Annotated in this window: 14 protein-coding genes and 1 tRNA gene; 6 read left to right on the forward strand and 9 right to left on the reverse strand. The window is 60.6% G+C overall.

All coding sequences use genetic code 11. From position 1 onward, the window contains the following. Window positions 1-19 precede the first annotated feature (19 nt). The 6 genes from WG899_RS06880 to cysS all read right to left on the reverse strand — a co-directional run bounded on the left by WG899_RS06880 (window position 20) and on the right by cysS (window position 5968). A tRNA-Ser gene (locus WG899_RS06880) sits at window positions 20-112 on the reverse strand. Window positions 113-158: 46 nt separating this feature from the next. Next, a complete protein-coding gene (locus WG899_RS06885; RefSeq protein WP_339594889.1) occupies window positions 159-1427 on the reverse strand; it encodes an aspartate kinase in 1269 nt (422 codons plus the stop codon). Between the two features lie 105 nt (window positions 1428-1532). Then, on the reverse strand, window positions 1533-2870 hold the full coding sequence (gene tilS / locus WG899_RS06890) for a tRNA lysidine(34) synthetase TilS (RefSeq protein WP_339594890.1): 1338 nt from the start codon (window positions 2868-2870) through the stop codon (window positions 1533-1535). Between the two features lie 17 nt (window positions 2871-2887). After that, window positions 2888-3859 (reverse strand): acetyl-CoA carboxylase carboxyltransferase subunit alpha, encoded by a 972-nt coding sequence (locus WG899_RS06895; protein WP_339594891.1) that lies wholly within the window; start codon window positions 3857-3859, stop codon window positions 2888-2890. 77 nt (window positions 3860-3936) lie between these two features. Continuing rightward, the gene (locus WG899_RS06900; protein ID WP_339594892.1) at window positions 3937-4587 is read right to left on the reverse strand and encodes a DNA-3-methyladenine glycosylase family protein; all 651 of its coding nucleotides are present in this window, start codon (window positions 4585-4587) and stop codon (window positions 3937-3939) included. A 1-nt stretch (window position 4588) separates the two neighbouring features. Beyond that, window positions 4589-5968, reverse strand: a complete 1380-nt coding sequence (cysS, locus tag WG899_RS06905; protein ID WP_339594893.1) for a cysteine--tRNA ligase — start codon at window positions 5966-5968, stop codon at window positions 4589-4591. 272 nt (window positions 5969-6240) lie between these two features. Between cysS and WG899_RS06910 the strand changes: the two genes are divergently transcribed. The 5 genes from WG899_RS06910 to WG899_RS06930 all read left to right on the forward strand — a co-directional run bounded on the left by WG899_RS06910 (window position 6241) and on the right by WG899_RS06930 (window position 9585). Beyond that, complete coding sequence (locus tag WG899_RS06910; protein WP_339594894.1) at window positions 6241-6801, forward strand: tetratricopeptide repeat protein; 561 nt, start codon at window positions 6241-6243, stop codon at window positions 6799-6801. A gap of 106 nt (window positions 6802-6907) precedes the next feature. Continuing rightward, window positions 6908-7477 (forward strand): peptidylprolyl isomerase, encoded by a 570-nt coding sequence (locus WG899_RS06915; protein ID WP_444718823.1) that lies wholly within the window; start codon window positions 6908-6910, stop codon window positions 7475-7477. Continuing rightward, entirely contained in the window at window positions 7474-7977 is a 504-nt protein-coding gene (locus WG899_RS06920) for a peptidylprolyl isomerase (RefSeq protein ID WP_339594896.1), read from the forward strand. Before WG899_RS06915 ends, WG899_RS06920 begins: the two co-directional genes overlap by 4 nt. Beyond that, entirely contained in the window at window positions 7970-8791 is an 822-nt protein-coding gene (locus WG899_RS06925; RefSeq protein ID WP_339594897.1) for a UDP-2,3-diacylglucosamine diphosphatase, read from the forward strand. The genes WG899_RS06920 and WG899_RS06925 overlap by 8 nt, the downstream gene beginning before the upstream one ends. After that, window positions 8791-9585, forward strand: a complete 795-nt coding sequence (locus tag WG899_RS06930; RefSeq protein ID WP_339594898.1) for a M90 family metallopeptidase — start codon at window positions 8791-8793, stop codon at window positions 9583-9585. The genes WG899_RS06925 and WG899_RS06930 overlap by 1 nt, the downstream gene beginning before the upstream one ends. Before the next feature lie 51 nt (window positions 9586-9636). On the opposite strand, the gene clpA is transcribed toward WG899_RS06930, so the two are convergent. Together clpA and clpS are read right to left on the reverse strand one after the other, a co-directional pair. After that, complete coding sequence (clpA, locus tag WG899_RS06935; RefSeq protein ID WP_339594899.1) at window positions 9637-11952, reverse strand: ATP-dependent Clp protease ATP-binding subunit ClpA; 2316 nt, start codon at window positions 11950-11952, stop codon at window positions 9637-9639. Further along, window positions 11949-12305 (reverse strand): ATP-dependent Clp protease adapter ClpS, encoded by a 357-nt coding sequence (gene clpS / locus WG899_RS06940; RefSeq protein WP_339594900.1) that lies wholly within the window; start codon window positions 12303-12305, stop codon window positions 11949-11951. The genes clpA and clpS overlap by 4 nt, the downstream gene beginning before the upstream one ends. A gap of 80 nt (window positions 12306-12385) precedes the next feature. On the opposite strand from clpS, the gene WG899_RS06945 reads away from it, so the two are divergent. Beyond that, on the forward strand, window positions 12386-12814 hold the full coding sequence (locus WG899_RS06945) for a cold-shock protein (protein ID WP_339594901.1): 429 nt from the start codon (window positions 12386-12388) through the stop codon (window positions 12812-12814). A 130-nt stretch (window positions 12815-12944) separates the two neighbouring features. On the opposite strand, the gene icd is transcribed toward WG899_RS06945, so the two are convergent. Then, complete coding sequence (gene icd, locus WG899_RS06950; RefSeq protein ID WP_339594902.1) at window positions 12945-14198, reverse strand: NADP-dependent isocitrate dehydrogenase; 1254 nt, start codon at window positions 14196-14198, stop codon at window positions 12945-12947. Window positions 14199-14324 lie beyond the last annotated feature (126 nt).

Below are 14324 nucleotides of genomic sequence, written 5' to 3' on the forward strand. Positions count from 1 at the left end.
TCAAGGGTTTCGCATTACTTGGCGGAGTCGGAGAGATTCGAACTCTCGATGCAGGTTTTGCCCACATACTCCCTTAGCAGGGGAGCACCTTCGGCCACTCGGTCACGACTCCAGCGCAGCCTTGAATTCTATACTAAGTTTTCAAGGCCTTTCAAGACTTAGGCAGAAATTTGTTCCAATTCGAAGGCGCGGTGCAAAGCACGCACGGCCAACTCCATGTACTTCTCATCGATCACGACGCTGGTCTTGATCTCGCTGGTGGAGATCATCTGGATGTTGATGCCCTCTTCGCTCAGCGCGCGGAACATCTTGGAGGCCACGCCCACGTGCGAGCGCATGCCGATGCCGACGATGGACACCTTGCAGATGCGCGCATCACCCATGACCTTGGAGGCCTGAGTCGCCGGGCCGACGGTCTTCTCCAGCAACTCCATGGTGCGCGCATAGTCGTTGCGGTGCACGGTGAAGCTGAAGTCGGTCTTGCCGTCGTGTGAGACGTTCTGGATGATGACGTCGATGTCGATATTGGCATCGGCCACCGGGCCCAGAATTTGGAAAGCAATGCCTGGCTTGTCCGGCACGCCCAGCAGCGTCACCTTGGCCTCATCGCGGTTGAAGGCAATACCCGAAACGACGGCTTGTTCCATTTTCTCGTCCTCTTCAAAACTGATCAGCGTGCCAGACTTGGCCTCTTCTTCGATGGCGATATCCCAGGGTGTGAAGCTCGACAGCACACGCAGGGGCACCCGGTATTTGCCCGCAAACTCCACCGAGCGGATTTGCAGAATCTTCGAACCCAGCGAGGCCATCTCCAGCATTTCTTCAAAGCTGATGGTGTGCAGGCGACGCGCCTCGGGCACGATGCGCGGGTCGGTGGTGTAGACACCATCCACATCGGTGTAAATCAAGCATTCGGCGGCCTTCATCGCGGCTGCAATCGCAACGGCAGAGGTGTCGGAACCGCCGCGCCCCAAGGTCGTGATGTTGTGGTCTTCATCAATGCCTTGGAAGCCCGCAATGACCACAACCTTGCCGGCGTCCAAATCGGCGCGCACGCGCGTGTCGTCAATGCTCTCAATGCGTGCCTTGGTGTAGCTGGAGTCGGTGGCGACAGGTACTTGCCAGCCGGTGTAGCTGACCGCCTCCAGGCCTTCGGCTTGCAAAGCAATCGCCAGCAGCCCCACCGACACCTGCTCGCCGGTGGCGGCAATCATGTCGAGTTCCCGGTTCAGCTCAGCGCTGCCCACGGCGGGAGACAGCTCTTTGGCCAAGCCCAGCAAACGGTTGGTTTCGCCGCTCATGGCCGAAGGCACGACCACCATTTGATGGCCCGCACGCGCCCATTTGGCGACGCGCTTGGCAACATTTCGAATGCGCTCGGTCGACCCCATCGAGGTGCCGCCGTACTTGTGAACAATCAAGGCCATAGGAAGAGTTTTTGCGCGGGGGTCAAGATCCCGGTCGGGTGATGCGCCGCGGTCGCAGCCTTCGATTCTAGCTGCTGCATTGCAGCATTATGACGATCAATCGAGTTACGAAAACTGCTTGGAATCGGGCACCCAGCTCAGCTTATAAGCGGGCTCACCCGGCGCGGTGAGCTGCCTGGCATCCAGGCCAAGCCCCGGCACATACAGCAACTCAGCATCGACGAACAACAGCGGTCCCTGTCGAAGCCAGCTCGGAACACCGGCTTCCTGATAGGCCTTCTTGAGGCTGCGCGGGCAACTGTTCGGTGCACGCTGAAACTGCTCACCACCGCTGCGCGAACGCATCAGCACTGCACGCAGGCGCTTCGGATCGACACCCGTCCCCATCGTCTCCTCAAGCAGCCAAGCCCCCCCCCACTCGGCTTGAGGATAGCGGCCCGGCGCGGAAAGATCGATCGAGACAGACTTCATTGCCTTCGCCGACTCGGCTGCAGCCTCGGGAGCCTTGCGCTGCCAACTCAAACGCCCTCGGTACAAGCGCAAAACCCCGTCTGCATAGGGCCAGGTCGCCACATCGCCCTGACCTAACTCGCGCTCCAAACGGAGTACCAGACTGGATGGTGCCGGCCGCCCGGTCTGCTCGGCCAACCAGGCACGCAAGGCATTCCGTGCTCGCACGGCACTAAGGCCGAGCAAGCCTTGGACAGCCAAGCCCGACTGCCCGTCTGACAGACGCTGCAGATCCTCTGCAGCCACTTCGTCCTGCAAGGCCAGAGCCTGCTGAGCCCAAGTGGCTGAGCGCGCCAAACTCAACTCGGCCTGCGGGAAGGCCGCCAACAAGGCCGGCCACACATCGAGACGCAGTCGGTTACGGGCGAAACGCGTGTCGGTATTGCTGTCATCCTCGATGTGCGTCAAAGCGTGCTGCCGAACATAGGCCTGTACCGACTCGCGCGGCAGGTCCAGCCAGGGCCGCGCCCAGCACAGCCCATCATCCCGCCACTGCTGCATCGGCATGCCGGCCAAGCCTGCCACACCGGCGCCGCGCAAGGCCTGCAACAACAAGGTTTCAGCCTGATCACGTCGATGGTGGGCGAGCAGAATCAAGCTTGCAGAACCCTCACGAGCCATGCGACTGAGAGCCGCATAACGCTGCTCGCGCGCCCAGGCTTCAACGCTTTGCGCCGCTGCGGGCGCTGTGCTCAGGCGGCAGGTTTGCAATCGAAGGGGAAGACCACTCTCGGCCCAGGCGTCACATTGGTTTTGGCAATGCCATAGCCAAGCGTCGGCTTGCGGGCTCAGCCCATGGTGCACATGCAGCGCCAGCACCTCTAGGCCCGCGCCCTGCTCCTGGTTCAGCCGTTGGGCCTGATGAGCCACCGCATGCAAAAGTGCGGTGGAGTCGCGGCCACCGCTGTAAGCAACGGCGACACAGCGACTCAAGGACGATTCAAGCCTGATCAGCGGCTCTTGGTGTCGCCAAAACGGCCGTAGGCCTGCAAGCGGTCGTAACGACGATCCAGCAGTTCCTTCGGCTTCAGGTCACTGACCTGGCGCAAAGCTTCGCCGAGCGCGCGCTTCAGGTTGGACGCCATCTGCTTATTGTCACGATGAGCGCCGCCCACCGGTTCATTGACGATCTTGTCGACCAGACCCATGGCCTTCAGGCGGTGGGCGGTAATGCCCAAGGCGCTGGCGGCTTCGGGCGCACGCTCCGAAGACTTCCACAAAATCGAGGCGCAGCCTTCCGGCGAGATCACCGAGTAGGCCGAGAACTGCAACATCAACACCTGATCGGCAACGCCAATGGCCAGCGCGCCACCGGAGCCGCCCTCGCCGATCACCGTGGCGATGATGGGCACTTCCAACTGCGCCATCTCGAAGATATTGCGGCCAATCGCCTCGGACTGACCACGTTCTTCAGCACCGATGCCGGGATAGGCACCCATGGTGTCAATCATGGTGAAAACCGGCAGGCCAAACTTCTCAGCCAGCTTCATCAAGCGCAAAGCCTTGCGATAGCCCTCGGGACGCGGCATGCCAAAGTTGCGCAAGGTGCGCTCCTTGGCGTCAGATCCCCGCTGGTGACCCACGACCATGCAGGGCTGGCCATTGAATCGAGCCAAACCACCAACGATCGCCGCGTCATCGGCGAAGTGACGGTCGCCGTGCAGTTCTTGGAATTCGGTGAAGACCTCGGCGCAATAGTCGAGGGTTTGCGGACGCTGCGGGTGTCGGGCGATCTGATAAACCTGCCACGGCGCCACATTGGCGTAGACGTCCTTGGTCAGCTGCTGGCTTTTCTTGCTGAGTCGGTCGATCTCTTCGGAGATGTCAACCGCTGACTCGCTTTGCACGTAGCGCAGCTCTTCAATCTTGGTTTCGAGCTCGGCGATCGGCTGCTCGAATTCGAGGAAATGTTTCTTGCTCATCCTGCGATTCTTTTTCAGTGAGGAAGGTCCTGTATCAGACAGCCCATTGTAAGTGGCCGCCCGAGGAGGGGGAATGTCTACTCCACCGGGAGCGGATCGAGGCTACGCCAAATGTACCATGTGGCTACCGAGCGGTAAGGGGCCCAGGCCTCGCCCAATTCACGCGCCTCGGCACGCGACACCGGCTCACCCGAGAAGTAATTTTCGCTGATGCCCTTGATCAACCTCGGGTCATCCAGCGGCAACACATTCGGGCGCGTCAAGTGAAAAATCAGGAACATTTCGGCCGTCCAGCGGCCAATGCCGCGGATCGCCACCAACTCATCAATGATGGCCTCGTCATCCATCTGCGTCCATTGCCGCACATGCACCGCTCCGGCCTCGAAATGCTGCGCCAAGTCGCTCAGATACTCGATCTTGCGTGGCGGCAAGCCAATGCCCTTCAAGGCTCCCTCGGGCAAAGCCAGCACGGCCGCCGGCTGCACCCGCGCCGAGCTGCCCACCATCAAGCCGGCAAATTTTTCCCAGGTGGCCTGAGCCGTTTTGACCGAGATTTGCTGGCCAATGACGGAGCGAGCCAGCGTGGTGAAGGCGTCACTGCGCCCCTGCAGCCTGGCCTCGCCAAACTGCGGGATCAACTTCTTCATTACCCGGTCGCGCTTGACCAAGTGGCGGCAAGCCTCGTCCCAATAGTCCGGGGTCACCCCGGTCGCCGATGAACGCGCCACGTCAGGCCCGCGTCCAAGTCGTGCCGGAGGGCGAATCCTTCAGTGCAATGCCTTGTGCCAACAACTCGTCGCGGATGCGGTCGGCAGCGGCAAAGTCACGTGCGGCCTTGGCCGCTGCGCGTGCATCGATTTGCGCAGCGATTGCAGACTCATCGAGCCCGCTGCCGGCCTGCAAATAGTCACGCGGCAGTTGCTGCAAAAAGCCCAGCACACCGGCCAGGCGCTTCAGCAGCGCGGCATCGGCGAGCGAACGACTGCGATTGACCTCGGCGGCCAACTCGAACAGCACCGCCACCGCCCCGGGCGTATTGAAGTCATCGTCCATGGCGGCACGGAATGCGGCCGCCTGCGGATGCGCCCAATCGATCTCCGCCTCTTGGGCCGAGAGGTCCAGACCATCCAAGGCCGTGTAGAGACGGCGCAGCGAATTGCGCGCGTCGTCCAGATTGACGTCACTGAAATTGAAGGGGCTGCGGTAATGCGTGCGCAGCATGAAGTAACGCAGCGTCTCGGCGTCATAGCGCTGCAGCACTTCGCGAATGGTGAAGAAGTTACCCAAGGACTTGGACATCTTCACGTGGTCGACATTCAGCAGGCCGTTGTGCGCCCAAATCGTCGCCGGGCCAACGCCGTTGGCACCTTCACTCTGTGCGATTTCGTTCTCATGGTGGGGGAACTGCAGATCCGCTCCGCCGCCATGCAAATCAAATTGCCGCCCCAGCAAGGCGCAGGCCATGGCCGAGCATTCGATATGCCAGCCCGGACGGCCGGGCCCATAGTCGGAGGCAAACTTCGCATCGGCCGGTTCTTCGGGCTTGGCCGCCTTCCAGAGCACAAAGTCGAGCGGATCTTGCTTGCCGTCATCGACCGCCACGCGCTCGCCGGCGCGCAAATCATCCAGGGACCGGCCCGACAATTTGCCGTAGCCGGGGAAGGCGCGCACCGAATAATTCACATCGCCATTGCTGGCGCGGTAAGCGAGGCCCTTGCCTTCCAGCTTGCCAATCATCGACAGCATCTGCGGCACATACTCGGTGGCGCGCGGCTCATGGGTCGGGCGCTCCACGCCCAAGGCATCCAGATCCGCGTGCATGGCCTGCACCATCTCTTCGGTCAACTGCCGAATCGGGATACCACGCTCCAGCGCACGACGGATGATCTTGTCATCGATGTCGGTGATGTTGCGCACATAGCTGACCTTGTAGCCACTGGCCCGCAACCAGCGATAGACCAGATCAAACGCCACCATCATGCGCGCATGACCGACATGGCAGAGGTCATAAATCGTGATGCCGCAGACATACATGCGCGCATGACCGGGCTCAAGTGGCGTGAAGGGCTGAACCGAACGGCTCAAGGTGTTGTAGATGCGAAGGGACATGGCGCTATTGGGGCTTGCTTCGGCGCGAATCGCGGACTCTGGAGTTTCCAGCGATCGAGATCGAAACAATCAGCTGCGGTTCACTGGGAGGACGTCGGCACCGGCCGCCGACACCAGATCCGCGAGCGGTCCGACTTCGGGCGGGGCGCCGTAGAATGACGCTCAGTATAGCGGCTGGCCCGGGCCGCCCGCCTCCGCGATGACCCTCCCCCCGGGCCGCACCGGGCGCCTCTTCCGCCGACCTAAGGCGCCGACCACAGCCACCCATCCCGATGCAAAGCCGCAAAATCTCCACGCCGATTCACTGCCTGCTGTCACTGGTCCTGCTCCTTGGCGCCAGCTTGGCCAAAGCCTCCGAACTGGACATCGCGCAACGCCAATGGCTGGCCGGACAACGCAGCCAAGCCGTGACCACGGTCGAGAAAGCACTCGCCGTCACGCCCAATGAACTCAAGCTGCGGTTTGCCCTCGGGGTCATGCGCATGGAGTTGGGGGAGCAGGCCGCGGCCATCGAACTCTTCACCGCGCTGACGCAAGACTACCCGGACATTGCCGAGCCCTATAACAATCTGGCCGTGATTCGCGCCGCCCGTGGTGAATTGGATCAGGCCCAAAAGGACCTGGAGCAAGCGCTAAGGCTGCAACCCACGCACGCACAGGCTCAGGAGAACCTAGGCGATGTGCTGCTGCGCTTAGCCGCACGCGCCTTTCAGCGCGCCCAGCAGGCTCAAACCGCCCCGTCGGTGGCACTGAAGCAAAAGCTCAAACGGACCCAGGACTTGCTGAGCCTGCCACAAGGCCCGAGCAGTGGCGACGGCCAGACGCCGCAATGATTGAGTGACAATCCGGCTTTCTGCATCCTGAAGCTCCGCCTCGAAACTCCGTTGTTCCAGAAGAGATCTCATGCAAGCAACTCAAAACAAGTCCTCACTGCACCTGCTGCGCCAACTCGCCCTGAATTGCGGCCTGAGCTTGAGCCTGGCCGCACTGTCGGTCAGCGCCCAGGCGCAGACCATCAAACTGAGCACCAGTGAAGGCGACATCCGCATTGCACTGAATGCCGAGAAGGCCCCCAAATCCGCCGCCAACTTCTTGGCCTACGTGAAGGCCGGCCATTACAACGGCCTGATCTTCCACCGCGTGATCGAGAACTTCATGATCCAAGGCGGCGGATTCACCAAGGACATGAAGCAGTTGCCGACCCGGCCGCCGATTCCACTGGAATCGCGCAACGGTCTGCTGAACGTGCGCGGCAGCATTGCGATGGCGCGCACCAATGACCCCAATTCGGCCACCTCGCAATTCTTCATCAACACCGTCGACAACGCCTTCCTTGACGCTGACAACGCACGCGACGGCCAAGGCTACGCCGTGTTCGGCCAAGTCATCGAAGGCATGGACGTGGTGGACAAGATTCGCGCCCAACCGGTCGGCGATCGCAACGGTCAACAAAACGTGCCGCTGACCCCCATCATCATCAACAAAGCCATTGTGGAAACCAAAAAATGAGCAAAACCGTCGAACTGCATACCAACCACGGCCTGATCGTGATCGAACTCGATGACGTCAAGGCACCGGTGACGACCGAGAACTTCCTGTCCTATGTGCGCAGCGGCCACTACAACGGCACCGTCTTCCACCGCGTCATCAAGGGTTTCATGATCCAGGGCGGCGGTTTTGAAGCCGGCATGAAGCAAAAGCCGACCACCGGCGAGATCAAGAACGAGGCCAATAACGGCCTGACCAACGAACACTACACCCTGGCCATGGCCCGCACCAGCGCGCCGCACTCGGCCTCGGCCCAGTTCTTCATCAACACCACCAACAACGGTTTCTTGAACTTCAAGTCGGAAACCCCTTCGGGCTGGGGCTATGCCGTGTTCGGCAAGGTCGTCAGCGGCAAGGAAGTGGTCGATGCGATCGAGAAGGTTCGCACCGGTCGCGCCAGCGGTCACGACGATGTTCCGCTGGAGAATGTGGTGATCGAGCGCGCCGTTGAACTTGCCTGATTCTTCCGGTGACTTGAAGGGGCAAGCCAAATCCACCAGCGATTTGGCTGCGCCCCTGCTCTCTTTTGATGAATTGACGGCGCCGGCCGAATGGCGCCGCATCGAGTTCCTTTCGGACTTGCATCTCTCAGAGAAGACCCCCGCCACCTTGGCGGCCTTGGAGCGCCATCTGCAAGAAACCAGCGCCGACGCGATCTTCTTGCTGGGCGACATCTTCGAGGTCTGGGTTGGCGACGACGCTCGCTTCGACCCCTTTGAGTTGCGCTGCGTCGAGATCTTGCGCAGCGCCAGCCAAAGACTGCACCTGGCCTTTATGGCCGGCAACCGAGACTTTCTGCTGGGCCCGGAAATGCTGGCCGATTGCGGCATTCAAGCGCTAAGCGACCCGACCGTGCTGATTGCTTTCGGGCAACGCTGGCTGTTGACTCACGGCGATGCGCTTTGTCTCTCCGACGTGGCCTATCAAGCGTTCCGAGCGCAAGTGCGGAACAGCACTTGGCAGCAGCAGTTCTTAGCTCAGCCCTTGCCTGTGCGCCGCGCCTTGGCGCAGCAGATGCGCGAGGGCAGCCAGAACCAGCAAGCGATGCAGGAACAATGGAGCGACCTGGACACCCAGGCTTGTATGGAGTGGCTCCAAGCCACGCAATGCTCCGCCATGATTCACGGCCACACCCACCGCCCGACCACGCATCAACTGTCTGATGGTCTGCAACGTCATGTGCTGAGCGACTGGGACTTTGAGTCTGAAGAAGCACCGCGCGGCGATGTGCTGCGACTGCGACAAGCCGGTCTGCGCCGGATTGCTCTGGCCTGATGTGGCATTGGCTCCGGGAGTCCTGGCGACAGCGCCGTGAAGCCCAGGCCCTGCGCCGGCACGCCATCCCCGATGCGCTTTGGCAACTGACGCTGCTGCGCTACCCCTTTTTGGCCAGGCGCAGCCCGGCTGACCAGCAAGAACTGCGGCGCTTGTGTTCACTCTTTCTGGCCGAGAAAGAGTTTCACGGCGCCGCCGGCTTTGTGGTCACTGATGAAGTGGCCGTCGCCGTGGCCGCCCAGGCCTGTTTGCCCGTGCTGCGACTTGGCCTGGACTGGTACTCGGGCTTTATTGGCATCGTCATGCATGCCGATGAGGTGCTGGCGCAACGTGAAATCGTCGATGAAGACGGCATCGTTCACTTTTATGAAGAGGCCCTTGCCGGCGAGGCCATGGAAGGTGGGCCATTGATGCTGACCTGGGCGGCCATCAAAGACGAGGGCGATATCGCAAGCATGGACCCCCATGAAGCCGGCGTCTTCAATGTGGTGATCCACGAGTTCGCCCACATCATCGATATGCGAGACGGATTCGCCGACGGCGTCCCGCCCCTGCCAAACATGGCTGCGCGCGAGCAATGGCTGCAGGTGCTGAATGCGGAATGGCAGGCTTTCTGCGAACGGGTCGAGCAAGACCTGCCCTCTCCCATCGACGCTTACGGCAGCGAGAGCCCGGAAGAGTTTTTTGCGGTCGCCAGCGAAGCTTTCTTCGTGGCCCCCGAGGCACTGTGGGCCGCGCACCCAGCTGTGTACCAACTGCTGGCGGGCTTTTTCCAACAAGATCTTCGGCAATAAAAAACAGGCCACTCGGGCCTGTCTTCAGGGTGCTGCGGCCATGCCGCGAGATCAGTTGGCCGTGGCCGGCTCCGCCTTGGGCTTGTTGTCGCGAACCTTCAGCGGCTGAATGTCCAACTGAACCTCGCCGACTTCGTCCACATCCACGCTCAGGCGCCCGCCTTCGACCAAACGGCCGAAAAGCAATTCGTCCGCCAAGGCACGACGGATCGTGTCCTGGATCAAGCGCTGCATCGGGCGTGCGCCCATCAGCGGGTCGAAGCCCTTCTTGGCCAGATGCTTGCGCAAGGCATCGCTGAACGTGACCTCGACCTTCTTCTCTTGCAACTGACTTTCCAGCTGCAGCAAGAACTTGTCGACCACGCGCATGATGATTTCTTCATCCAACGCGCGGAAGGAGACGATGGCATCCAGGCGATTACGGAACTCGGGCGTGAACAAGCGTTTGATGTCGCCCATCTCATCGCCTTGCTGGCGCGAGTTGGTGAAACCAATGGTCGACTTGTTCATCGTCTCGGCGCCCGCATTGGTCGTCATGATGATGATGACGTTGCGGAAGTCGGCCTTGCGGCCGTTGTTGTCGGTCAGCGAGCCATGGTCCATCACCTGCAGCAGCACGTTGAATACATCCGGGTGCGCCTTCTCGATTTCGTCCAGCAAGAGCACCGCATGCGGCTTCTTGGTGATGGCCTCGGTGAGCAATCCGCCTTGGTCAAAGCCAACATAGCCCGGTGGCGCGCCGATCAGGCGGCTCACGGCATGACGCTCCATGTACTCTGACATGTCAAAGCGAATCAGCTCGATGCCCAGGATGTAAGCCAACTGCTTGGCCACCTCGGTCTTGCCGACGCCAGTGGGGCCGCTGAACAGGAAGCTGCCAATCGGCTTGTCCGGCTTGCCAAGACCCGAGCGAGCCATCTTGATGGCAGCAGCCAGAGCCTCGATGGCCGGTTCTTGGCCAAACACCACGCTGTTCAGATCGCGATCCAGGGTCTTCAGCTTGCCGCGATCATCGCTGGACACCGAGGCCGGCGGGATACGCGCGATCTTGGCGACGATGTCTTCGACCTCGTTGCGAGTGATGGTCTTCTTCTGCTTGTTCTTGGGCAGGATGCGCTGGGCCGCTCCGGCTTCGTCGATCACATCGATAGCTTTGTCCGGCAGATGGCGGTCATTGATGTACTTGGCCGACAACTCGGCCGCAGCCTGCAGGGCACCCAGCGCGTACTTGACGCTGTGATGCTCCTCAAAGCGCGACTTCAGACCCTTCAAAATTTCCACCGTCTGCTCGACCGAAGGCTCAGCCACATCGACCTTTTGGAAACGACGTGACAGGGCCGCGTCCTTCTCAAAGATGCCGCGGTACTCGCTGAAGGTGGTCGCACCGATGCACTTCATGGCACCGCTGGACAAGGCCGGTTTGAGCAGATTGCTCGCATCCAGCGTGCCGCCAGAGGCCGCACCAGCACCAATCAGCGTGTGGATTTCGTCGATGAACAGGATGGCGTTCGGCTGATCCTTCAGTTGTTTCAGCACCGCCTTCAGGCGTTGCTCAAAGTCTCCGCGGTACTTGGTACCCGCCAGCAGCGAACCCATGTCGAGCGAATAAACCACCGCTTCGGCCAGCACCTCGGGCACATCGCCCTCGGTGATGCGCCAAGCCAAGCCCTCGGCGATGGCGGTCTTGCCGACACCGGCCTCGCCCACCAGCAAGGGGTTGTTCTTGCGGCGACGGCACAGAATCTGCACCACCCGCTCAACTTCCAATTCGCGGCCGATCAAGGGATCGATCTTGCCGTCCTTGGCTTGTTGGTTCAGGTTCTGGGTGAATTGCTCCAGCGGCGAACCCTTGCCCTGACCTTCGGCGTCCTCGCGCTCGGTCTCGGCGGCGCTGCCGCCCTCCTGCCCCTTCGGAGCCTCGGGCGGATCTGACTTCTTGATGCCGTGAGCAATGAAGTTCACCACATCCAGACGGGTCACGCCTTGCTGGTGCAGGTAGTACACGGCGTGCGAATCCTTCTCGCCGAAGATGGCCACCAGCACATTGGCGCCGGTGACTTCCTTCTTGCCGCTGCCGGTCGACTGCACATGCATGATGGCGCGCTGAATCACGCGCTGAAAGCCCAGCGTCGGCTGGGTATCCACCTCGTCGGCGCCGCCCACGGTGGGGGTGTTCTCCTTGATGAACTGCGCCAAACTCTTGCGCAAATCATCCAGATTGGCCGAACAGGCGCGCAGCACCTCGGCCGCGGAGGGGTTGTCCAACAAAGCCATCAGCAAGTGCTCGACGGTGATGAACTCGTGGCGCTGCTGGCGCGCTTCGACGAACGCCATGTGCAGGCTAACTTCAAGCTCTTGCGCAATCATGCGGCCTCCATAATGCACTGCAAAGGATGGCCGGCCCGCCTTGCGGCTGCCAGCACCAACTCGACTTTCGTCGCTGCAACGTCCTTGCTGAAGACGCCACAGACCCCACGCCCATCGTGGTGGATTTTGAGCATGATCTGGGTCGCTGTATCCAGATCATGGCGGAAATATTCCTGCAAAACCATCACGACAAATTCCATTGGCGTGAAATCGTCGTTCAGAAGCAGAACTTGGTACAGCCGAGGCGGCTCGGTTTTCTGGGTCAGGCGCTCGACAGTGGTGGTGCCATCGAAGTCATCTCGACCTGGCGGTCCGGCCGGTGGCACGGGTGGTTGACGGGGAAGATCTGGCATGTCCTGATTCTATCGACTGAGGGCCGGCGACGCAGAGACTCGCTGGGGCCACCGGATGCATCTTGCGCCGAAGCCAGCAATTGCAAGCATTGAATTGGCCGTCCGGCAGCGCTTTTTTCACACGCTGGTACCACATCAGGGTCGACCCCATCCGGGCAGGTCCCAAATTGACACAGCTTGGGCGCAATTCAAAAATGCGCCGCGTGCAGCAAGCGCCGCACAACAAAGCAAGCACAGCAGAATCGAGGAAGGAGTCTGGAATGGCCTCAGGAACAGTCAAATGGTTCAACGACGCTAAGGGTTTTGGCTTTATCGAGCCGGAATCAGGAGGCGCCGATGTGTTCGCACATTTTTCAGCCATCCAAATGGAGGGCTTTCGCACCCTTCAACAGGGTGGGCGCGTGAGTTTCGACCTGGTCGACGGCCCGAAAGGCCAGTTGGCGCAGAACATCACGCCCATCGAGGCCATGCAGCAAGCAGCCCATGCGGAGATGACTGCGGCCGCCTAAGTTCAGAGCCTTGGGCGCCGGCATCGTTTTTCGCCTGCATCAATGAAAAGGCCCGCTGCATGCGGGCCTTTTGTCTTTAGGCAGCGCTTCTGATGGGCCATTGAAGACCGGCAGACGCACCGCCCGGCGATCACATATGGTCGATCATGACTTGGCCAAAGCCGGAGCAAGACACCTGGGTCGCGCCGTCCATCAGGCGGGCGAAGTCATAAGTGACCTTCTTGCTCAGAATGGACTTGCCCATCGACTCGATGATGAGGTCGGCAGCTTCCGTCCAACCCATGTGGCGCAACATCATTTCGGCCGAGAGGATTTCGGAGCCCGGGTTCACATAGTCCTTGCCGGCGTACTTCGGTGCGGTGCCGTGGGTGGCTTCGAACATCGCGATCGAATCGCTCAGATTGGCGCCCGGGGCGATGCCAATGCCACCGACCTGAGCGGCCAGCGCGTCGGACACGTAGTCGCCGTTCAGATTCAACGTCGCGATAACCGAGTACTCGGCGGGACGCAACAGAATTTGCTGCAAGAAGGCGTCGGCGATCGAGTCCTTGATGGTGATGGGCTTGCCGCTCTTCGGGCTGATCAGGCGACACCAGGGGCCGCCATCGATCAACTCGGCGCCAAACTCCTTTTGCGCCAATGCATAGGCCCAGTCACGGAAGCCGCCTTCCGTGTACTTCATGATGTTGCCCTTGTGCACGATGGTGACGCTGGGCTTGTCATTGTCGATGGCGTACTGAATGGCCTTGCGCACCAGACGCTCGGTACCCTCAATCGACACCGGCTTGACGCCAAGACCCGAAGTCTCGGGGAAACGGATCTTCTTGACGCCCATTTCCTCTTGCAGGAACTTGATCAGCTTCTTGGCCTTGTCGCTTTGGGCTTCGAACTCAATGCCGGCGTAGATGTCTTCCGAGTTCTCACGGAAGATCACCATATCGGTCTTGTGCGGCTCTTTCACCGGCGAAGGCACACCGGGGAAGTAACGCACTGGGCGCAGGCACACATAAAGGTCAAGCTCTTGACGCAGGGCCACGTTCAGCGAACGGATGCCGCCACCCACGGGCGTGGTCAACGGGCCCTTGATGGACACCACATAATCTTTCAAGGCCTCCAAGGTCTCGGCCGGCAGCCAGACGTCTGGACCGTACACCTTGGTCGCCTTCTCACCGGCAAAGATCTCCATCCAGTGAATCTGCCGGCTGCCGCCATAAGCCTTGGCCACAGCCGCATCAACCACCTTGAGCATCACCGGCGTGATATCGAAGCCAGTGCCATCACCCTCGATGTAGGGAATGATGGGCTGATCCGGCACACTCAATGTGTGGTCAGCGTTGACGGTGATTTTGGAGCCCTTCGCAGGGATCTGAATATGCTGGAACATGGAAGAAGTACTCCGGAAATAGCCGAGAAGGCGTCGCTCGAAATGCGGAAAATTCTAGCGACTTTCAATCAAGCAATGAGCCATGAAAAAAGCCGACGCTCGGCGCCGGCTTTCCAAGTTTTAAAG

Origin of the sequence: Paucibacter hankyongi (assembly GCF_037482915.1) — a bacterium.
GTDB classification, from domain to species: domain Bacteria; phylum Pseudomonadota; class Gammaproteobacteria; order Burkholderiales; family Burkholderiaceae_C; genus Paucibacter_A; species Paucibacter_A hankyongi.

Bases quoted from the DNA above. Each gene is read 5' to 3' on its own strand.
- WG899_RS06885 (WP_339594889.1), bottom strand. From the start codon at position 1,427: ATGGCCTTGATTGTTCACAAGTACGGCGGCACCTCGATGGGGTCGACC.
- WG899_RS06920 (WP_339594896.1), top strand. From the start codon at position 7,474: ATGAGCAAAACCGTCGAACTGCATACCAACCACGGCCTGATCGTGATC.
- WG899_RS06930 (WP_339594898.1), top strand. From the start codon at position 8,791: ATGTGGCATTGGCTCCGGGAGTCCTGGCGACAGCGCCGTGAAGCCCAG.
- clpA (WP_339594899.1), bottom strand. From the start codon at position 11,952: ATGATTGCGCAAGAGCTTGAAGTTAGCCTGCACATGGCGTTCGTCGAA.
- clpS (WP_339594900.1), bottom strand. From the start codon at position 12,305: ATGCCAGATCTTCCCCGTCAACCACCCGTGCCACCGGCCGGACCGCCA.
- WG899_RS06910 (WP_339594894.1), top strand. From the start codon at position 6,241: ATGCAAAGCCGCAAAATCTCCACGCCGATTCACTGCCTGCTGTCACTG.
- cysS (WP_339594893.1), bottom strand. From the start codon at position 5,968: ATGTCCCTTCGCATCTACAACACCTTGAGCCGTTCGGTTCAGCCCTTC.
- WG899_RS06895 (WP_339594891.1), bottom strand. From the start codon at position 3,859: ATGAGCAAGAAACATTTCCTCGAATTCGAGCAGCCGATCGCCGAGCTC.
- icd (WP_339594902.1), bottom strand. From the start codon at position 14,198: ATGTTCCAGCATATTCAGATCCCTGCGAAGGGCTCCAAAATCACCGTC.